Here is an 18,973-nt window from a genome sequence, read left to right on the forward strand (position 1 = left end):
ACGCCAAATTTTTTTTTGCGCTATGCACGCTTGCCGAAAGGACACAAAGAATTCGAAACTCTGCTGGCAAATTGTCTTACACATGGACGAAGACAGTTTGTTGACGTACTGCAAAGCTTCCCGGAAGAGTGCAGTTATGTACTCGAAATCCTCGCAGAGGTATATAAAAATGATAAGATTACCAAAGAACAGAACATGGAAGCTGAAGAACGGCTGCGGTTTCATCAGGACAACAGCGGTCCGCTGATGAAAAAGCTCAACACCTGGTTTCACAAACAAATAGACCAACATTTGGTGGAGCCCAACAGCGGGCTGGGCCAGGCTATTGGCTACATGCTCAAACATTGGGAGGCGTTGACCCTTTTTCTCAGGGAACCAGGTGTACCTTTGGACAACAATATTTGCGAACAGGCTTTGAAAAAGGTCGTTCTGCATCGCAAGAATGCTCTGTTTTATAAAACTGAGCATGGTGCCATGGTAGGTGATCTGTTCATGAGTCTGATTCATACCTGTAATTTATCCGGTACCAATCCTTTTGATTACCTGACAGCACTGCTGGAACATGCCTCTGAGTTGTCAGAATCCCCAGACAAATGGATGCCGTGGAATTATAAATCCGCACTGATTGAACCGGACAATCCTGAAGCATAAAATCACTTTTTAATATTTCCATCCTGATTAATCAGCCGGGTGCCTGCAAAAAAACAGGCACCTAACTGCTGACTGCTTACCTACGCTAAATTTTTTTTTGCGCTATGCACGCTTGCCGAAAGGACACAAATAGTTTATGCAGGATTTAGGTTATATTTTGAGCATAACGAATAAGGTTAGATTGTGAGAGCGAAGCGAACCACAATCTGAACCGTTTGTTGGACAAGCCCGGATTATCTTATAGAAAATATCTTTTTGGAAATATGCCGGGATCAGGCGAAGAAGTTGGCGGATGCCGGATGAATTAAGCGGATTTATTTAAAAAAAGCTGATTTTAAGTCCACAACAGGTTTTTTTAAGAAAAAACAGTTGATTTTTTACGTAATTAGCCATTGCCGAAGAAATCAGTTTTTTTTACTGCCACTATTTCAGGTTAAGTATCACATAACAAAAAACCTCCTTTGATTATGTGGGATGAGTTGCCCGTTGTATCTGGGCAGCCGGTATCATCGTGCGAATAATTTCCATTCTTGCTCCACAAAACTTACATGTTATTTTCGCTCTTTGTTTGAGCTGCTTGACCATCATGATTGGATTAAATCGCAGGATAAGCTGTAATAATTTGATGAGCTTTTTGCTGCATGGATGCAGGAACCCGTAACACCTTACTTTGCGAAAGCCTTTGGGGAGCACATGCTGCATCAACAACCAGAGGAAATATTCTCCAGTAACAGTTCTATTCTGATATTTGTTGGTTTTGGAATGTAAATATCTGAAAGTGACCATTCCATTTTCACATTTCAAAATATCCTTCTCTTGAATAACGCCTTTATATAGATATTTACCCAGATAAATTAATGCCTTATCTCCATTGCCGACGTTTTTGCAATCAACAACCCATTTTTTAGGGCAATCTTTTGGTACTCGTAGATTATGATCAACAATTGCTTTGAGTAATTTGGCTCTAAAAACTTTTGCTAAAGCCTTGTGGCAAAATAAATATTTGCCGGATTTTACCCGCCATAACCTGGAATTTTTATTGATGCTGCCGCCAACCATTACAATATGAATATGAGGATGAAATCCGAGTTCTCTTGAATGAGTATGCATAACTGTTGTAAACCCTGCTATTCCTCGTAGTTTCTTGTCATTTCGGGTAAATGTTTTCAAAAGTTCCTGTATACATTGAAACATCAAGGAATAAATCAGTTTCTGATTCTTCCAGGCAAGTTTTCGCAACTGCCTTGGGAGTGTAAAGGTGAGCAGATAGTATTGGGCAGGCAGCTGTTTGTTGAGTTGATTTTCAATCCATTGCCGACTTTCATGATTCTGGCAATGGGGACAATTTCTATGACCGCAGGAATGGGGTATATAGCTATGTCTTCGACAATTGTCATTAGTGCACCTGGCCAGCATGTGCGGACCAGATTCTTTTCGGCATTGTTTCATGGCCAACAGCGCTTTTTTATGACTGGGCAAGACGGCGGTCTTATATTTGTTGAAAAACTTCGCTTCAAACTTTTCTATAATTGAGGAAAGTAAAATCATTTTATCCCTCCCCAGCCGATATTGAAGCCGTTTATTATCTTGTTTATTGTATGGCAGGAATTGTTTTGCGTTGCAGCGGTGAGATGGGTATATCCGGCAGTTGTTAATAAACTGACATGGCCTAAGATTTTTTGCAGCTCAATCAAATCAACCCCTGCTTCTAATAAATGCGTTGCGTAACTGTGGCGTAAGGAATGACAGGATATTTGTTTTTTAAATCCTATTTGCCGGGTGACCATTTTCATTGCAGTTTGGATTCCACCTATCTCCAGGGGGGAATCTACCAGATGAGCATTTTTGAGTCCTCTTTTCCGGTTTGGAAAGATGAATAATGGGTGTTTATGAACCAGCCAAAAATTTCTCAGGATACGCAGGGTGTTTTCCGGAAGTGGCACAAATCTGTCTTTATTGCCTTTGGCGTCACGAATATGCACCCGCATATGACCGGCATCAATATCTCCGACTTTAAGTTTGATGCCTTCTCCAAGCCGTAATCCCAGGCTGTAGATGGTGAAGAAAAAGACTTTATAGCTTAATTTTCTGGTTGCTGCGAATAATTGATTCGCCTGTTCAATTGTGACAATATCAGGAATTCTGGTTGTTTTGGGCGGCTTTATCAAGGGGATATCTTCCCATGTTTTTTTCAATATATTGGTGTAGAAGAATTTCAGACCATATAAATCAAGTTTAACTGCACTCCATGAATGAGAGTCTAAAAGCTCATGGAAATAATTCAGTAATTGATCCTGGGCAAGATTGTCCAGTTGGCCATCAAAATAGTTGCCAATACGTCTTATGGCTCTTGCGTATGCGTCAATGGTCTTTGGCTGCAGGCCTTTAAGCTTTAAATATTTACAATGCTTTCTATAATACTTGTTAAATTGTGGATCCTTTGGTAATCAATGGTGTCCATTGTAACCTCCTGTTTTTTGGATTGATAATAAGAATTGCTTTATAATTTATCTTTTATCACTCATAAATACAGAGGTTGCAACATTTTAGTTTATGGACTCGGATGCTTGCTTGCCGCGTAGCGGCTTCGTCCAACAAGGCGCTTCTCGTGCCAAGATAAATCCGAATCGTTGGGATAAGACACAAGGTCTTTGAAACTCGATATTGTTACCAAGTGGGTGCTCGGGAAACGGTTTGTTTCCTTCATCTCTGCAGGGCTTGCTCTGGCATTGATGTTAAGATAGTCCCACCTGACTAAAGACTAACCAGCAGGTCAGTAGCGAAGTCCACAGGTAAACCCGGTAACGGGAGTCTGGAGCTGGACGGAGCAAGATTGCAGGCTCTGTATTGAGCCCCGAAAAATGTATGGTTGTGGTCATTGTGATAATCCTGCTTGCAGGAAAAAGCCGACGCTTTGGAGACAGCGGAAGGCAGCAGTCCTGAATATGCTAAGGCAAGTATTCAGGACACCACCGGGGTCTTAGACCAGGGCATGTACTCAAAGGGGTAGCTCGGGAACTTGGGAGACCCGGATGTTTCCTTGGGTAAAAAGAACGGTAACAGGAAATCCAGCGCAAGCGAAATCCCGGCGTTGCATAGGAATGTCCCGCCTTGCAACGAGTCTGCCATTGGCAGAAACACAAACATTAAAAGATGGGCGATACAAGGTATCAGGGGAGGATAGCGAAGAGCGAACGAACCTGAGATAAACATTCGGAAGTCTTAGCAGATCATAGTACCGATGATTAAGAATTGAACTATCTTGATCGGAAAGGTGGGGAAGTGATGCCCAAGCGACCCACTGCAGGGAAGGTGAAGCAGGGTATAACGTTTTTTTGGCAGGAATTATGGGAGATACACAGATGTCACAAACCATATCAACAAAAAGCCGAGAAATTGCAAGAACGGTCGCTTGCAATTCCAGACCGATAGAATGGGGACAACCACCGGTGTTAACAGGTGGGTCATCCCTTATCAAAATCGAGCTGCTTGCTCAAAGTAATCCTGAACTGGTATTTACATCAGTAGTCCATCGGATAGACTTTGATTTACTGAAACAATCCTTTCGTAAAATTCGGAAAAGCAAATCTGCAGGAGTGGACAAGGTTACGGCAAAGGAGTATGCCGAAAATCTTGATCAAAACCTCTATAATCTGTATGAACGACTGCGGAGAGGACAGTACGTTGCGTCTCCTGTAAAGCGTATCTGGATAGACAAGGAAGGAGGGAAAAAGCGTCCAATTGGCATACCTGTACTTGAGGATAAAATTGTCCAGAAAGCAGCAGCAGCCATATTGAATGTCATATTTGACAGGAATTTTTACAATTTTTCCCATGCATTCAGAAAAGGTCGGAGCCAACACATGGCAATCAAAGATTTACGTGAGCAATGCTTGAAGCAGAATATCAGCTGGATAGTAAGCGCAGATATTACAGGACTATTTGACAATATTAATCACGAGTTACTTAAAGACATGATACGTCGGAGAGTAAGTGACGGCGGAATGATTCGCCTGATAGGGAAGTGGTTGAATGCAGGCGTAATGGAGGAAGGCAACCTGACGTACTCTGAAACGGGCACTCCACAGGGAGGAGTAATTTCCCCTGTGCTCAGTAATATCTTTCTTCATTATGTTTTAGATGACTGGTACGTGAAAGAAGTGATCCCCCGGATGAAAGGGAGATGCTCCATCATACGCTGGGCGGATGATTTCATCCTCGGGTTCGAGTATGAAAAAGACGCATTGCGTGTCATGGATGTATTACCCAGGCGGTTCGAACAGTTCGAGCTGTCACTTCACCCGGAAAAGACAAAACTGATTCGATTTTCCAAACGCATTAGCGGAAAGGGAAACGGGACGTTTGATTTTTTAGGGTTTACATTTTACTGGTCAAAATCATTAAAAGGGTACATGGTAATAAAGAAAAAGACGGCAAGAAAGCGTTCAAGCCGTTTTATGAAGAGAATATGGATATGGTGCAAGGATAACCGTCATAAGCCAATGGCCGAGCAGTATGAGATTCTTTGCAGTAAACTGCGAGGTTTTTACCAGTACTTTGGAGTAATAAGTAACTACAAAGTGCTGGAAGTTGTGTTTGAATATACTGAGAAAGCATGGCGTCGATGGTTAAGCCGAAGAAGTCACAAGGGCGAAGTAATGTTCGAGGACTTGCGCACAACATACCCACTGCCATTACCCAGAATAGTCCATAATATTTGATGCCGTAAGGGCTGCAAAGTTATACGCCAAACGGGGTGTCGCCTGTTTGGTTGATAATCCGGTAAAAAGGATTTGAACCGAGGAACCGTATGAGGGAAATCTTCACGTACGGGTCTGTAGGGGGGGCGTCGGGTAACCGATGCTCCTACCTGGAACTGGACTGGCATTCCGCTACGCTCCATGCCAGCCAGTGAGCTTAGTCGTTCCAGGCGGCTGCGCCGCCTGGAATCGCGGTGCTTGACGAAGTCAGCACCGCGATTCGCCAGTTAAAGCTCTAATTATCTTTTGATGAGCAGGTTAAAATGAATTATAATTTTGAATGGGATCCATATAAAGCACAGCTTAATCATAAAAAGCATGGTATCCGTTTCGAAGAGGCCGCAACAATTTTTAGAGATCCAGAAGCATTAACAATATTTGATCCTGATCATAGTAAAATTGAAGACAGATGGATAACAATTGGGATTTCAAAGAAAGGAAGATTGTTGATTGTATGCCATACATTTCAAGAAGAAAATAAAAATTCGGTGATCATTCGGATATTTTCAAGTCGCAAGGCTATAAAGAAGGAAAGCAGGCTATATGGAGGATAATTTATGAGAAAAGAATATGATTTTTCTAAAGGGGAAAGAGGAAAGTTTTATCGCCCAGACGTCAAATTGAATTTGCCAATCTATCTTGACGATGAAGTTATTACTTTTATTGAGAACATAGCGAACAAAAAAGACGTTGATTTATCATTTGTGGCCAATCAATTGCTTCGTAGTAATATGCAATTGGCTGAAGCAATTAAATAATAATTTGGCGAACAAAGGCATGGAGAGGGACTGGGAAAGTCGGCGACTTTTTTCTCTTTTACAAAGGTCGTCTAAAAGTTATCTTTTTGATTGTTTCCAAGGCTGTAGCAAGCTTTTCCCAGCCCCTCATGCCAAACGTTCGGCAACCAAAACTGAAAATGAAAAATCTAAGCGAGACTACATTCATGAAAGCCCTGGCTGAAATGGCCGCGGCATTATTAAAGGACACAGTGGACTCGACACACCCTCGTATCGGCCACTTTACTCGACCCTTCACTAATCAAGAGGAATACCTCAGAGCATGCCTGATCTTAGCTGGGGAGGTAAGTGTTGCGTGCGATCAGCTAAACTATGCACTTGCATATCTTTCCGGTTATCAAACTCGTAAAACCTCGGATGGCGAATTGATTACCCGCGCGGATTATATAGCCTATCAGTTAGAGAATCTATACCTGCGCTTTGTGATGATTCCTGATCGATCATTGCGACTCACCAATGAGGTTTTCCGTCTCGGACTTCCTGCGCGTGAGTGTGGAATGCGAACTGTTACGAACAATCAACATTTGAAGGGTACCCCTGTTCGGCCTCGCCTGCGGGCTATCGAAAAAATAGTGAAGCCATACCGCAAAATGCGGAACACCATAGCGCATTTAGCCCGATATAATGATCCCGCTCTATCTCGGGTTGAAGTATATTCTGTTCTACAAAAGGCTGAAGGTCCACCAGATGATTCTGTTCTTGAACGAACACGTCATTTTTACAAGCGTGAGGCGGATACTTACATAGAGGCAAGGCGGAAGGAGTTCGGACCAATAGTGAGCGCTCTAATTGGTGAAGTCGAGCGTTTTTTCGAAACATTATTACCACCATTTAGGCGGAACCATTCAGCTCTCAAATGATATAGCCGAACAAGGCTTTTGCAGCGGAGCGCAAAAAGCGCGCGCCCGCTGAAAAGCAACGTTGTAAACCTTATCGCAGGCTTAATTTTGAGTTTTATTTTTCACTGTCTGTTTTGTTAACAGCCGTTGCCGGCATTTGCCGGTTATTGCTTTTGCCGGCATTTTTTGTTGCTTTTTTGAACGTCAGCCTCGGCAAGCATTTTATAAGTTTCACTGTTTCAGCACTTGGCGACATCTCGCCTTGCTTTTTGCGGCTTTTTTGGTAAAGTCAGCATCGCATCAACAATCATTGTTGCAGAATGCAGCAAACAGCGGTTTACGCTTTGGCAACCGTTGTTTTTTATTTTCATTATTCCAGCATCCGGTTGCATCTCGTCTCGCTTTCTGTGACTATTTCTCAAGGCGTTGCTTATTGTTTTAACTGGTTATGCTGCAAGCGCCGGCAAACAACGGTGAGTTCGCCAACTTTGTATTATTTGCAAGCGTTTAATTACGCTTTCTCAAATCCGGCTGCTTTACAAAAAGCAGGTCGTCGTATCCGGTAGGGGTTTACAACAAAACACTTCTCGTGCCAAGATAAATCCGAATCGTTGGGATAAGACACAAGGTCTTTGAAACTCGATATTGTTATCAAGTGGGTGCTCGGGAAACGGTTTGTTTCCTTCATTTCTGCAGGGCTTGCTCTGGCATTGATGTTAAGATAGTCCCACCTGACTAAAGACTAACCAGCAGGTCAGTAGCGAAGTCCACAGGTAAACCCGGTAACGGGAGTCTGGAGCTGGACGGAGCAAGATTGCAGGCTCTGTATTGAGCCCCGAAAAATGTATGGTTGTGGTCATTGTGATAATCCTGCTTGCAGGAAAAAGCCGACGCTTTGGAGACAGCGGAAGGCAGCAGTCCTGAATATGCTAAGGCAAGTATTCAGGACACCACCGGGGTCTTAGACCAGGGCATGTACTCAAAGGGGTAGCTCGGGAACTTGGGAGACCCGGATGTTTCCTTGGGTAAAAAGAACGGTAACAGGAAATCCAGCGCAAGCGAAATCCCGGCGTTGCATAGGAATGTCCCGCCTTGCAACGAGTCTGCCATTGGCAGAAACACAAACATTAAAAGACGGGCGATACAAGGTATCAGGGGAGGATAGCGAAGAGCGAACGAACCTGAGATAAACATTCGGAAGTCTTAGCAGATCATAGTACCGATGATTAAGAATTGAACTATCTTGATCGGAAAGGTGGGGAAGTGATGCCCAAGCGACCCACTGCAGGGAAGGTGAAGCAGGGTATAACGTTTTTTTTGGCAGGAATTATGGGAGATACACAGAGGTTACAAACCATATCAACAAAAAACCGAGAAATTGCAAGAACGGTCGCTTGCAATTCCAGACCGATAGAATGGGGACAACCACCGGTGTTAACAGGTGGGTCATCCCTTATCAAAATCGAGCTACTTGCTCAAAATAATCATGAACTGGTATTTACATCAGTAGTCCATCGGATAGACTTTGATTTACTGAAACAATCCTTTCGTAAAATTCGGAAAAGCGAATCTGCAGGAGTGGACAAGGTTACGGCAAAGGAGTATGCCGAAAATCTTGATCAAAACCTCTATAATCTGTATGAACGACTGCGGAGAGGACAGTACGTTGCGTCTCCTGTAAAGCGTATCTGGATAGACAAGGAAGGAGGGGAAAAGCGTCCAATTGGCATACCTGTACTTGAGGATAAAATTGTCCAGAAAGCAGCAGCAGCCATATTGAATGTCATATTTGACAGGAATTTTTACAATTTTTCCCATGCATTCAGAAAAGGTCGGAGCCAACACATGGCAATCAAAGATTTACGTGAGCAATGCTTGAAGCAGAATATCAGCTGGATAGTAAGCGCAGATATTACAGGACTATTTGACAATATTAATCACGAGTTACTTAAAGACATGATACGTCGGAGAGTAAGTGACGGCGGAATGATTCGCCTGATAGGGAAGTGGTTGAATGCAGGCGTAATGGAGGAAGGCAACCTGACGTACTCTGAAACGGGCACTCCACAGGGAGGAGTAATTTCCCCTGTGCTCAGTAATATCTTTCTTCATTATGTTTTAGATGACTGGTACGTGAAAGAAGTGATCCCCCGGATGAAAGGGAGATGCTCCATCATACGCTGGGCGGATGATTTCATCCTCGGGTTCGAGTATGAAAAAGACGCATTGCGTGTCATGGATGTATTACCCAGGCGGTTCGAACAGTTCGAGCTGTCACTTCACCCGGAAAAGACAAAACTGATTCGATTTTCCAAACGCATTAGCGGAAAGGGAAACGGGACGTTTGATTTTTTAGGGTTTACATTTTACTGGTCAAAATCATTAAAAGGGTACATGGTAATAAAGAAAAAGACGGCAAGAAAGCGTTCAAGCCGTTTTATGAAGAGAATATGGATATGGTGCAAGGATAACCGTCATAAGCCAATGGCCGAGCAGTATGAGATTCTTTGCAGTAAACTGCGAGGTTTTTACCAGTACTTTGGAGTAATAAGTAACTACAAAGTGCTGGAAGTTGTGTTTGAATATACTGAGAAAGCATGGCGTCGATGGTTAAGCCGAAGAAGTCACAAGGGCGAAGTAATGTTCGAGGACTTGCGCACAACATACCCACTGCCATTACCCAGAATAGTCCATAATATTTGATGCCGTAAGGGCTGCAAAGTTATACGTCAAACGGGGTGTCGCCTGTTTGGTTGATAATCCGGTAAAAAGGATTTGAACCGAGGAACCGTATGAGGGAAATCTTCACGTACGGGTCTGTAGGGGGGGCGTCGGGTAACCGATGCTCCTACCTGGAACGCGGACAAATTTAAGCTACGGTCGTTCCTCCCTCCACTTTAATTTGCCGGTGATTTTGGGTGATATGCCCCCAAAATAATACACAGAGCCATAGCCGTAATGTTATAATATGTTATATTTATGTTGATCATTAGATATATTATGTTATATTTTATCTATGAATGAAATCATTTGGCATAACCGAGCACGCAAGCAGATGAAGAGGATTCCTCACCATTACCGGGATGCCATTCATGACAGCGTGGACCAGCTAACAACTTTCCCGGTTTGCGAACGGCTTGATATTACTGAGCTAAAAAAGCACCGCTATGGGTACCGCTTAAGAGTGGGGCGCTATCGAGTACTATTTAACTATGCCAACATTGTTAAAATCATAGAGATACAAGAGGTGAAAAAAAGAGATGAACGCACATACTGATCCTCAAATAATTACACAAAACGGCAAGCCTTTATTTGTTGTTATCCCTTGGAACGAATACCAAGAACTGATTCATAAACAAATTGCACCAGATGAATCTGACGTCTGGTTTCCGAATGAGGTTGTGAAGTCAAATGTTCGAGGGGATAACCTTATCAAAGCTTGGAGGGAATATTTCAAGCTTACCCAAGCAGAATTGGCAACCAAAGCAGGAATGAAACAGTCGGCTCTGGCCAGGCTGGAAAGCAATAGCGCCAGCCCAAGAAAAGCCACTCTAATAAAACTGGCGAAAGCCATGGAAATTAGTGTCGAGCAATTAATAGATTGAAAAACAGGCATATCAAGTCACTTGTGCCGACCCAAAAAGCCGGGCGGCACAGTTCTGCTGTTCTGTGCTAAAAAACCACAAATATATTCCCACCGATATATATCTTGACAATGCCCCCTTGATAATCTATACTAATTAATATAGATTAATCTTTAATTTGGAGATCATTATGGACACTGCCAAACTATTTATAAACGGACGTAGTCAAGCTGTACGCTTACCAAAGTCCTATCGTTTTGAGGGAAAAGAGGTGTATGTCAAAAAAGTATCTGAAGGTGTTTTGCTTTTACCTAAAGACAATACAATCTGGGATGTTTGGGAAAAAAATTTGAAAAAGTATGACAAGCCATTCATGACAGAGCGAAATCAACCACAATCTCAACAAGAAAGAGAAGGATTGGATGAAATTTTTGATTGACACAAACATTTGCATCTACATCATGAATAATCATCCACCTGAAGTTCTCCAAAAGTTTAAAAGTATAGGTGTGGGTAAGGTGGGGATATCGTCTATAACCGTATCGGAACTTCATTACGGTGCTTACAAGAGTAATCATATCAAAAAAAATATCAACCGATTGGATGAATTTTTAAGCCCATTTGAAATTTTTTCATATGATGAGAATGCTTCAAGATATTACGGAAAAATTCGTTCCCAACTTGAAAAGCAAGGGAATATTATAGGCCCGCTTGACATGCTAATAGCTGCTCATGCATTGAGTAATAATTTAATCTTGATTACAAATAATGTTAAAGAATTTATGCGAATAAAATCCCTGCAAGTTGAAAATTGGATAGAAAAACAAGGCACAGAACAATCGCATTCTCGTGCCAAGATAAATCCGAATCGTTGGGATAAGACACAAGGTCTTTGAAATTCGATATTGTTACCAAGTGGGTGCTCGGGGAACAGTATTCTTTCCTTCATCTCTGCAGGGCTTGCTATGGCATTGATGTTAAGATAGTCCCATCTGACTAAAGACTAACCAGCAGGTCAGTAGCGAAGTCCACAGGCAAAACCGGTAACGGGAGTCTGAAGCTGGATAGAGCAAGATTGCAGGCTCTGTATTGAGCCCTGAAAAATGTATAGTTGTGGCCATTGTGATAATCCTGTTTGCAGGAAAAAGCCGACGCTTTGGATGCAGCGGAAGGCAGCAGTCCTGAATGCGTTATGGCAAGTATTCAGGACACCACCTGGGTCTTAGACCAGGGCATGTTCTCAAAGGGGTAGCTCGTGCAAAAAATGGGATCAAGTCTATGCTTGACCCTTGATGATAAAAGAGAAAAGTTAAACATTGATTTTGTCTTATCAAAAGAGAGTTTCGAGGCTTAAAAATATAACTGGAAAACTAAAACATACATTTAAAAAGCAGATCAATATTAATAAGGGTCAAACGTAGACTTGACCCCCTGACCTCACAATTTCATTAACAATGGCACGACTAAGGGTGGCTATGGCCCGGCTTTGGGCCGCAACCAGTGATTCGTAGTTTCCGTCGGCTAAGGGCTCTTTTATAAGGGTATGCTTTGTCACAAGTTCATTCGCGTTTTTTTGGTTCCATACGGACCAAATCACGTTCAACACAACCTCCTCCCCAAACCGGCCGTCAAACTGCTCCACAGTCAACTGAATACGGCAGGTCGGGGAAAACTGATCGGTCCAGGGATGTGCCGCCACCCGATCTGTGGGCAGAAGCATGGAAATGTTCCTGGTTAAAACTCGTAAGAAATTTTCAGAAAACGAGCCGGCCCATCGATGGAACTCGGATACCTCTACACGGTGTTGGCTTTTCCGGGTTACGATCTGCGGCCGATCAAGAAATTTTGGAAATTTCACCGGCCCCACGCCGATGGCAAGGGTATCCCCGGAAACGGCTTGAGAAATATCCGGTTGCATCCCGGGACAGGGGTTCAGGGTATAATATTTCACCGCAGGTGTGGTACTGCACCCGGCAAGTAAAATTACCATAAGGATAAATATCCGGCCAATGTTTCCAAAGCATGTTCTATTTTTCATTGCGTTTATCCTTTCCAAAAATTATGGACTCGGGATGTCGCTCCAGGTAATCCGCCAGTACACTGATACTCCTGGCCGCGTCGGCCAGCTCGCTCAGCGCGCGTTTCAATTCGTGACCCGTGGGAGACTCGGCACGCAACAGTCTATCCAGCTTAATCAGGGTAGTTTGAGATTGCTCCAGCGTGGCTGTAGCCGCAGGTGCAACCGTTTTATCCAGATTTTGCATGAGCCTGGTCAACTGTTCGGTTGACTTATTCAAGTGCGACAGGGTGTCACGAAGGTCGTTGCCGATCTGCTCCAAGGGAAGTTCTTCCAGCTTATCTACAAAGCGGGTGATCCCTTTTGTGATTTTTTCTATATTCGTCGGAATTGTCGGCAACTCCGGATATTTCCCGTTGTATAAGATCTTCTGAGGCGGTTCATCCGGATACATGTCCAGATCAATGTAGAGCTGTCCGGTTAGAAGATTACCCTGTCTGAGTTGCGCCCTGAGACCTTTTTCCACAAGAATCTCGTTTCCACGCTTTATGTCAAAGGCTTGATTGCCGGTCATCGCGACCCGATCCGGTTCTATTTCAATTACCACGGGAATGCGAAAGGCCATGAGTTCCTGGTCAAACTCCAGTTTTAGATCAACCACTTCTCCCATTTTGATGCCTTTGAATTTCACCGGCGCGCCCACTGAAAGGCCTCCTACCGAACCCTGGAAGCGCAACAACCAGCGGGTCTTGTTTGCAGAAGTTTTTTTGTAGATATCCTCCCGTCTATCATACATCCTGAAGATCTCACCTTCTTGAGCGGCCTGGCAGGGTTCTGAATCCTTCGGGTTTTCGAAGGCAATCCCTCCGATCATCATAGTCACAAAGGCTTCCGTGTTCATTTTAAGTCCGTTGGCATCAACGGATACGTCCAGCCCTCCCGCATTCCAGAAACGTGTATTTTTACAAACACGCTCATGATGTGGAGCATCAATAAAAATTTTGATATCAACGGCTTGTCCGTTTTTTTCCATCTTGTAACCTACAACCTGGCCCACCTTGATCTGCCGAAAATAGACGGGTTTGCCGATATCCAGGGAAGCCAGTCTTTTCGCCCTAAGTATAAAATGGCGACCCGGCAGATCCGTGGTTACGATGTGCTGCGTCTCCAGCCCCTTGAAGAAGAGGGCTTTTTTGCCTGGTTTCCCCGGATCCATACCGATGTAAGCTCCGGAAAAGAGTGTGCCAAGACCGGAAACTCCACTGCCGCCCACCCGGGCTCGAACTACCCAGAAACGGGTGTTTTCCGATAAATGGTCTTTGGTATCTCGCGTCAACTGAGCCGTTACAATTACTTGCGACAGGTCCGGGCTGATACGGATATCCTCAACTTCACCCACTTCCACGTCTTTGAATTTAATCTTGGTTTTACCAGCTTCCAGCCCCTCGGCGCTTTCGAAAGTAATCGTGATGGTGGGGCCTTTTTCCGTTATGGCCTTGTATGCCAGCCAGCCACCGATCAAAAGGGCGACCAAGGGCACGATCCAGACAATGGAAACGCTTTTTTTGGTCTGGACAACAGCCTGGGCCACACCCGAAGCACAGGTTTTTTCGATTTGCTGTTCATTCATGGTTTTCCTCACAATTATCCCAGATGAGTCTGGGATCGAAGCTCATGGCTGCGAACATGGTGCTGATCACCACGCCGCAAAAATAGACTGCCGCAGGACCGGCTTCGATGCTTGCCAGGGCGCCTAAATTCACCATGGCAACCAGGATGGTCACCACATACACATCCACCATCGACCAGCGGCCCACAACCTCTGCCATTCGATAGATTCTCGTACGATCAACGGGTCGCCATCCGGATTTGCGCTGGACCGAAAAACACAAATAACCGAGCGCTAAAAGCTTTAACAACGGCACAAAGACACTGGCCGTGAAAATGACCAGCGCAATGGGCCACATGCCTGTAGAAATAAAATAGATGACTCCGCTAAGGATGGTATCGGCCTGCTTTTTCCCCAAAGAGGTGACAATGGTAATCGGCAGCACGTTGGCCGGAACGTAGAATATTGCAGCTGCCAGGATCAGTGCCCAGGTTCGAGTAATGCTGTTGGGCTTGCGCCGGTGCAGGTGCGTGCCGCATCGCGGACAGGTCAGAGCATGAACCCCGTGGGAAGGTGAACGGCACAGGAGGTGGCAGGTATGACAGCCGATCAGGTTGGTCTGTCCACCGGAGATGCCGCGTGCACTCTCTTGAATTTTTATTTTTTCCCACACCACATGCGGATCCAATACCGCCATGGACGCGGCCAGAACAAAGATCAAGGCCATGAACGCAAACGCGGCTATGCCCGGTACGATCGTGGCCATTTTGCCTAGCTTTACAATGGAAACCAGAATACCCAGCATGAACACTTCCATCATGGCCCAGGGCTGCAGGGTTTGGGTGAACCGAAACACTTCCTTCAGCTTCCAGGGGAGGCGGTTCAGCCTGAGCGGTACCAGCACATACAGCAACCCCATCATCTGTGCCGCAGGAATGACAATGGTCGTCAACAGTACCACGGTTGCCAAGATCCAGATCCCCTGATGATAAAGCTCCTGGACACCGGTAATCAATATGGTCTCGTGGACCTTGGCGTTGAGTTTGAAGCCTAAAAAAGGAAAGGCGTTCGCTACTATAAACAAAAGAAGACCCGTCACCGTCAATGCCAGCGTACGCTCCAAACTGTCGCGTTTGTGCTGATACAACAGCGCACCGCAACGGGAACACTTGGCTGCGCTTCCTTCGGACACAGAGCCAACCCGATGAATTAAATCACACTCGTGGCAGGCTATTAACGACATGAATTTTAACCTATATTGAGCGATTTTTTGATTCGTTTTTTTGCAAATCCCATCAAATTTATCAATGGTATCTTGGGGGCCTTACACTCTTTGTCCCAAACAGAAAAAGCCATTCCCTTATTTCTATTGTTTCTTTTGTTCTTGCAATCCACGAAGCTCGTCAAGCCTCTCGCGGAAGCGCTTCGCCCAGTACTCGAGAGACTGTTTGGTGTCCGTCCATTTGCCACGTAAGAGGAATTTTCCGCCCTGACGACGGTCCACTGCTGCGACCAGGCGCTCCTTGGTCATGGAGTCGAGGACTTCTATTTCCGTGGCGGCTTCACCGGTTCCCAGGTTTTCACCAGAAACCATTTTGACCGCTCCGGCAGCGACTATCCCCACAGGAATGATGGAACTCAAGGTATTGCCAATTGGGTTGGACGGATCCACATCGGTAATGGCCACCCGCACCCAGAGCACATCCGGACCGGGTTGATCGACAACTTCATACCCATCCTTGACCGCTTCGAGCAGGGCATTCTGATAGAAGTCGGCCAACTCCTTGAGAATGGTAGGGTCGGTCTCACGGCTTTCCGCCGTGGGGTTCAGGAAAACCACGACCCGCTCGAACATCAGTTTGGTATAGGACTTGAAGTCGACACCCGGTTTGAAATAAGTGAGAACAGCACGGTCGTCTTCCCCTGGCTCCAACTGGCCGTAGTCTTTGAGAAATCCGCTATGCTCCACATCTTTCATGCCGCCAGCCATACAGCCGGCCAGGCCGATAGCCGCAGTTAAGATTGCTGCAATCTTGAAAAAACGAAATACTCTTTTCATAATTTCCTCCCTTTGTTTTTTGTAATCGATTAACGTGCAAATCCATGATAATTAGTATCATTTGTAATGATTTAGAAGCTCAAGGCAAAACCTTGGGTTATTTGTCCGGAAACTGTAAAATTTAAATTGACTTAGGAACGGACTTTTATTTTGCAATATCCATCTTTCTCTTTTCAAGATAAAGCATACGAACAAGATCATACTCAAAAGGTGAACCTGACTGATAGTAGCGAAACGCCGTGCGATGTCTGGCATCTATAGACATAAGGAGACTGATACCTGCCTGCACCTTGGACTTGTTGTTCACATCATCAAGCGCACAATCCAGCACAGCGCGGTGTACTGCCGTATCAACAACAAAACCTGTGGTATCACGCAGGGTGGATGGACCAATAATCGGCAAGACAAGATAAGGTCCTGCTCCAACGCTGTAGTAGCCCAGAGTCTGGCCGAAGTCTTCTTTCTGCACCGGCATGGCCCATTTGGCGGCAGGATCATACATCCCGGCAAGACCGATAGTGGAATTGACCAGGAAACGTCCTGTGGTAATGGCGGTTTTTTTCCCTTTCAGTTGCAGCAGGTTGTTGGTAAAATTCCGCAGCTCTCCTATATTTTTAAAAATACCGGAGATACGGTCCTCTGCATAATCCGGCATGATCCACTCATAGGCGTCGACAACAGGCAGGAATACATATTTATCAAAGTAGTAGTTGAAAACATACATATTCCGGTTAAAGCCTTCCCATGGGTCATAAGCATCGATGGCGTAGACGATATCGCTCCGTACAAATTCGCTCACCGGTTTTTTTGCCGGAATAATTGCCAACCCCTCTTCATGACGTGCTACCTGCTTTACTGCACAGCCGCTTAAAAGGGCAAGGAGAAGGCCGGGCATCAAGATATTTTTTATTAAATTTATTTTTTGTATTTTCATGGCCTTAATCTGGGGTGTCTAAAAAGGTAACATGTTGATTTGATAATATTTTTTAGACAAATTTCACAAAAAAATTAACGGGATATGGTACCTATTTATAAAAAAATTAAATGAAAACAACGAGTTATATTTATATTATTGTTGAAAAAAATAGACGTTCGGTCAACTATTGAAAATGTTGTATGCATTTGATTTTATTGGCTTAAATGATATTTTACTTTAAACAGTATAAAGGCCTTTTGAAACATACCAATATCAGTTTTTCCTCACTTTTTGGACCCCTTAAATTTTGCTTAAAAGCCTTACGAGAATGAGCCTTGCAAGCAATTTTCTTGGGTCCATTTTTGAGCAACTATGTCTGTCGATTTGGACACCCCAGCCTTAATCCCCTATTAGTTTTTAAAAAAATCAATCATGTAGGCCACGTTGTCTTTATAGTCCATGTTGCCGCAATGGCCTCCACGGGGATAAATTTTTGCCCTTGACCCAAAGACCTGCTTGAAATACTCAACATCACCATCTGCCAGAATAAAATCATCCATATTTGTCACAAGGCCTATCTTGTTGCTTTTTTTCAAATAGCCTTCAATGGCGCGCAGACTGCTTCTGTCAACAAACTCACGCAAGGTCAAACCCGGCTCCCCTGCTTTAAAAGCAGGATAGATAATATTTTGCACATAGTCGGCAAAACCATTTCCCCGGGAAATGACTTTGGCATAATCCGTCAGGGAATCAGTACGGGATAATTTCAGATTCTTCGGCACGATGTAGCCGCTGTTTGTCATAACATCGGAGGTAAAGAGCAGATTGGTCAGGGATATACGGAATGCAAAGCCGATCAGTGCCTTTCCGTCCTCAGGGCTGGGCAGAATCTCATCATAGGCTTTATAAAAAAAATCGTAGGAAAGATCGACAAAATCACCCTGCGCATAGGAGTCAGTGATATTGTTTATCAACTTCGTATAAAAATCATCAAAATGATCCATCCCGCCGGGAATGTTGTCCACCAGCATCTTGTCAAGTTTAACAGCGGAATCATAAATGTTCAGGGCAGGATTGATCATCAATACTTTTTTGAAGTTAAAGACTTTTCTCTCCTCGTCTAATTTCGCCACAAAGGCTGCCTGGGAGCCGCCTAGGCTGTAACCGGTGAGATAAAAATCTGAAATCAGATCCTTCTTCTTGCTTCGCTGCAACATTTTTTCCATGACATTGTACAGATCAGCAGCATCGGAGCGTATATCCCCGGGCATTCCGGAGCTGGAGGCAGAGACAATAAAATTCGGGTGTGTGGGAGAACTCAGAGCTACAACATGAAAACCGGCCTTAAAAAAAGCCCTTTGCATCATTTTCATCTTAGCGGAATCATACCCGGCGCCGGTCCCGGCAATCATAAATATAACAGGCGCCTTTTTCTTATGGTAGGCAACGGCGTAACGCAGCTTTTCGTTGTACCAGAACACCACAGGTACGTCCCGATACGGAAAAATATCAAGGGTTTGATACTGTTTGACCCTGATCTTTTCAGGCAACACCGCCCTGTCCTTTTTCGGTGTTGACAGAATCGAAGCCTCGATCGGATCTGCTATGGGGTAATCATAGGATGCTGCTTGTCCGGTATAAGGAGTTGCGAAAAGCAAACTGCACAGCAACAGAAGATACTGCAACTTCTTTATCATTTTCATTTTACTCACCTCATTTTCGATTAAGTTATTTGTTCGGA

The 18,973-nt window shown here is 44.3% G+C and carries 19 protein-coding genes and 1 pseudogene; 10 read left to right on the top strand and 10 right to left on the bottom strand.

Annotation, left to right across the window (positions count from 1 at the left end):
• Window positions 1-30 precede the first annotated feature (30 nt).
• Window positions 31-651 carry an IS66 family transposase gene (locus tag BuS5_RS04925; RefSeq protein WP_274427861.1) on the top strand — a complete coding sequence of 207 codons (621 nt, stop codon included), beginning with the start codon at window positions 31-33 and terminating at the stop codon, window positions 649-651.
• 465 nt (window positions 652-1,116) lie between these two features.
• Here the strand turns inward: BuS5_RS04925 and BuS5_RS04930 are convergent, their stop codons facing one another.
• From BuS5_RS04930 to BuS5_RS04940, 3 genes and pseudogenes are all read right to left on the bottom strand, one after another.
• The gene (locus tag BuS5_RS04930; RefSeq protein ID WP_035266684.1) at window positions 1,117-2,199 is read right to left on the bottom strand and encodes an IS91 family transposase; all 1,083 of its coding nucleotides are present in this window, start codon (window positions 2,197-2,199) and stop codon (window positions 1,117-1,119) included.
• Complete coding sequence (locus tag BuS5_RS04935; RefSeq protein WP_198012345.1) at window positions 2,196-2,846, bottom strand: tyrosine-type recombinase/integrase; 651 nt, start codon at window positions 2,844-2,846, stop codon at window positions 2,196-2,198. Before BuS5_RS04935 ends, BuS5_RS04930 begins: the two co-directional genes overlap by 4 nt.
• 42 nt (window positions 2,847-2,888) lie before the next feature.
• Window positions 2,889-3,032, bottom strand: a pseudogene (locus BuS5_RS04940) (recombinase); the annotation flags it as partial.
• A gap of 966 nt (window positions 3,033-3,998) precedes the next feature.
• Between BuS5_RS04940 and ltrA (BuS5_RS04945) the strand changes: the two are divergent.
• The 4 genes from ltrA (BuS5_RS04945) (at window position 3,999) to BuS5_RS04960 (ending at window position 7,068) form a co-directional block, all read left to right on the top strand.
• Entirely contained in the window at window positions 3,999-5,372 is a 1,374-nt protein-coding gene (gene ltrA / locus BuS5_RS04945) for a group II intron reverse transcriptase/maturase (protein ID WP_036019348.1), read from the top strand.
• A gap of 302 nt (window positions 5,373-5,674) precedes the next feature.
• Window positions 5,675-5,965 carry a BrnT family toxin gene (locus tag BuS5_RS04950; RefSeq protein ID WP_027355146.1) on the top strand — a complete coding sequence of 97 codons (291 nt, stop codon included), beginning with the start codon at window positions 5,675-5,677 and terminating at the stop codon, window positions 5,963-5,965.
• Window positions 5,966-5,968: 3 nt separating this feature from the next.
• Complete coding sequence (locus BuS5_RS04955; protein ID WP_027355147.1) at window positions 5,969-6,169, top strand: hypothetical protein; 201 nt, start codon at window positions 5,969-5,971, stop codon at window positions 6,167-6,169.
• 185 nt (window positions 6,170-6,354) lie between these two features.
• A complete protein-coding gene (locus BuS5_RS04960) occupies window positions 6,355-7,068 on the top strand; it encodes a Cthe_2314 family HEPN domain-containing protein (RefSeq protein WP_274428061.1) in 714 nt (237 codons plus the stop codon).
• Between the two features lie 94 nt (window positions 7,069-7,162).
• Here BuS5_RS04960 and BuS5_RS04965 read toward each other — a convergent pair whose 3' ends face one another.
• Window positions 7,163-7,303 carry a hypothetical protein gene (locus BuS5_RS04965; RefSeq protein ID WP_274428062.1) on the bottom strand — a complete coding sequence of 47 codons (141 nt, stop codon included), beginning with the start codon at window positions 7,301-7,303 and terminating at the stop codon, window positions 7,163-7,165.
• Window positions 7,304-8,376: 1,073 nt separating this feature from the next.
• On the opposite strand from BuS5_RS04965, the gene ltrA (BuS5_RS04970) reads away from it, so the two are divergent.
• From ltrA (BuS5_RS04970) to vapC, 5 genes are all read left to right on the top strand, one after another.
• Window positions 8,377-9,750, top strand: coding sequence for a group II intron reverse transcriptase/maturase (gene ltrA / locus BuS5_RS04970; protein WP_274428063.1), 1,374 nt, complete (start codon window positions 8,377-8,379; stop codon window positions 9,748-9,750).
• A 313-nt stretch (window positions 9,751-10,063) separates the two neighbouring features.
• Window positions 10,064-10,324 (top strand): type II toxin-antitoxin system RelE family toxin, encoded by a 261-nt coding sequence (locus tag BuS5_RS04975; RefSeq protein ID WP_084446254.1) that lies wholly within the window; start codon window positions 10,064-10,066, stop codon window positions 10,322-10,324.
• On the top strand, window positions 10,308-10,652 hold the full coding sequence (locus BuS5_RS04980) for a type II toxin-antitoxin system prevent-host-death family antitoxin (protein ID WP_027354894.1): 345 nt from the start codon (window positions 10,308-10,310) through the stop codon (window positions 10,650-10,652). The genes BuS5_RS04975 and BuS5_RS04980 overlap by 17 nt, the downstream gene beginning before the upstream one ends.
• Window positions 10,653-10,821: 169 nt before the next feature.
• Window positions 10,822-11,070 carry an antitoxin gene (locus BuS5_RS04985; protein ID WP_027354895.1) on the top strand — a complete coding sequence of 83 codons (249 nt, stop codon included), beginning with the start codon at window positions 10,822-10,824 and terminating at the stop codon, window positions 11,068-11,070.
• Between the two features lie 22 nt (window positions 11,071-11,092).
• Window positions 11,093-11,527: a type II toxin-antitoxin system tRNA(fMet)-specific endonuclease VapC gene (vapC, locus tag BuS5_RS04990; RefSeq protein WP_274428064.1), complete on the top strand. Its 435-nt coding sequence runs from the start codon at window positions 11,093-11,095 to the stop codon at window positions 11,525-11,527.
• Window positions 11,528-12,042: 515 nt separating this feature from the next.
• Here the strand turns inward: vapC and BuS5_RS04995 are convergent.
• The 6 genes from BuS5_RS04995 to BuS5_RS05020 form a co-directional block, all read right to left on the bottom strand.
• A complete protein-coding gene (locus tag BuS5_RS04995; RefSeq protein WP_027354896.1) occupies window positions 12,043-12,669 on the bottom strand; it encodes a PqiC family protein in 627 nt (208 codons plus the stop codon).
• Complete coding sequence (locus BuS5_RS05000; RefSeq protein WP_027354897.1) at window positions 12,659-14,278, bottom strand: PqiB family protein; 1,620 nt, start codon at window positions 14,276-14,278, stop codon at window positions 12,659-12,661. The genes BuS5_RS04995 and BuS5_RS05000 overlap by 11 nt, the downstream gene beginning before the upstream one ends.
• Window positions 14,271-15,500, bottom strand: coding sequence for a paraquat-inducible protein A (locus BuS5_RS05005; RefSeq protein ID WP_027354898.1), 1,230 nt, complete (start codon window positions 15,498-15,500; stop codon window positions 14,271-14,273). The genes BuS5_RS05000 and BuS5_RS05005 overlap by 8 nt, the downstream gene beginning before the upstream one ends.
• A gap of 123 nt (window positions 15,501-15,623) precedes the next feature.
• Window positions 15,624-16,316, bottom strand: a complete 693-nt coding sequence (locus BuS5_RS05010) for a DUF3313 domain-containing protein (RefSeq protein WP_027354899.1) — start codon at window positions 16,314-16,316, stop codon at window positions 15,624-15,626.
• Between the two features lie 145 nt (window positions 16,317-16,461).
• Window positions 16,462-17,250: an MlaA family lipoprotein gene (locus BuS5_RS05015; protein WP_084446258.1), complete on the bottom strand. Its 789-nt coding sequence runs from the start codon at window positions 17,248-17,250 to the stop codon at window positions 16,462-16,464.
• A gap of 392 nt (window positions 17,251-17,642) precedes the next feature.
• Window positions 17,643-18,935 (bottom strand): alpha/beta hydrolase, encoded by a 1,293-nt coding sequence (locus BuS5_RS05020; protein ID WP_084446293.1) that lies wholly within the window; start codon window positions 18,933-18,935, stop codon window positions 17,643-17,645.
• Window positions 18,936-18,973 lie beyond the last annotated feature (38 nt).

Source organism: Desulfosarcina sp. BuS5 (assembly GCF_028752835.1).
GTDB lineage: Bacteria > Desulfobacterota > Desulfobacteria > Desulfobacterales > BuS5 > BuS5.

Bases quoted from the DNA above. Each gene is read 5' to 3' on its own strand.
- BuS5_RS04930 (WP_035266684.1), bottom strand. From the start codon at position 2,199: ATGATTTTACTTTCCTCAATTATAGAAAAGTTTGAAGCGAAGTTTTTC.
- ltrA (WP_036019348.1), top strand. From the start codon at position 3,999: ATGGGAGATACACAGATGTCACAAACCATATCAACAAAAAGCCGAGAA.
- BuS5_RS04950 (WP_027355146.1), top strand. From the start codon at position 5,675: ATGAATTATAATTTTGAATGGGATCCATATAAAGCACAGCTTAATCAT.
- BuS5_RS04955 (WP_027355147.1), top strand. From the start codon at position 5,969: ATGAGAAAAGAATATGATTTTTCTAAAGGGGAAAGAGGAAAGTTTTAT.
- BuS5_RS04960 (WP_274428061.1), top strand. From the start codon at position 6,355: ATGAAAGCCCTGGCTGAAATGGCCGCGGCATTATTAAAGGACACAGTG.
- BuS5_RS04965 (WP_274428062.1), bottom strand. From the start codon at position 7,303: ATGTCGCCAAGTGCTGAAACAGTGAAACTTATAAAATGCTTGCCGAGG.
- ltrA (WP_274428063.1), top strand. From the start codon at position 8,377: ATGGGAGATACACAGAGGTTACAAACCATATCAACAAAAAACCGAGAA.
- BuS5_RS04975 (WP_084446254.1), top strand. From the start codon at position 10,064: ATGAATGAAATCATTTGGCATAACCGAGCACGCAAGCAGATGAAGAGG.
- BuS5_RS04980 (WP_027354894.1), top strand. From the start codon at position 10,308: ATGAACGCACATACTGATCCTCAAATAATTACACAAAACGGCAAGCCT.
- BuS5_RS04985 (WP_027354895.1), top strand. From the start codon at position 10,822: ATGGACACTGCCAAACTATTTATAAACGGACGTAGTCAAGCTGTACGC.
- vapC (WP_274428064.1), top strand. From the start codon at position 11,093: ATGAATAATCATCCACCTGAAGTTCTCCAAAAGTTTAAAAGTATAGGT.
- BuS5_RS04995 (WP_027354896.1), bottom strand. From the start codon at position 12,669: ATGAAAAATAGAACATGCTTTGGAAACATTGGCCGGATATTTATCCTT.
- BuS5_RS05000 (WP_027354897.1), bottom strand. From the start codon at position 14,278: ATGAATGAACAGCAAATCGAAAAAACCTGTGCTTCGGGTGTGGCCCAG.
- BuS5_RS05005 (WP_027354898.1), bottom strand. From the start codon at position 15,500: ATGTCGTTAATAGCCTGCCACGAGTGTGATTTAATTCATCGGGTTGGC.
- BuS5_RS05010 (WP_027354899.1), bottom strand. From the start codon at position 16,316: ATGAAAAGAGTATTTCGTTTTTTCAAGATTGCAGCAATCTTAACTGCG.
- BuS5_RS05015 (WP_084446258.1), bottom strand. From the start codon at position 17,250: ATGAAAATACAAAAAATAAATTTAATAAAAAATATCTTGATGCCCGGC.
- BuS5_RS05020 (WP_084446293.1), bottom strand. From the start codon at position 18,935: ATGAAAATGATAAAGAAGTTGCAGTATCTTCTGTTGCTGTGCAGTTTG.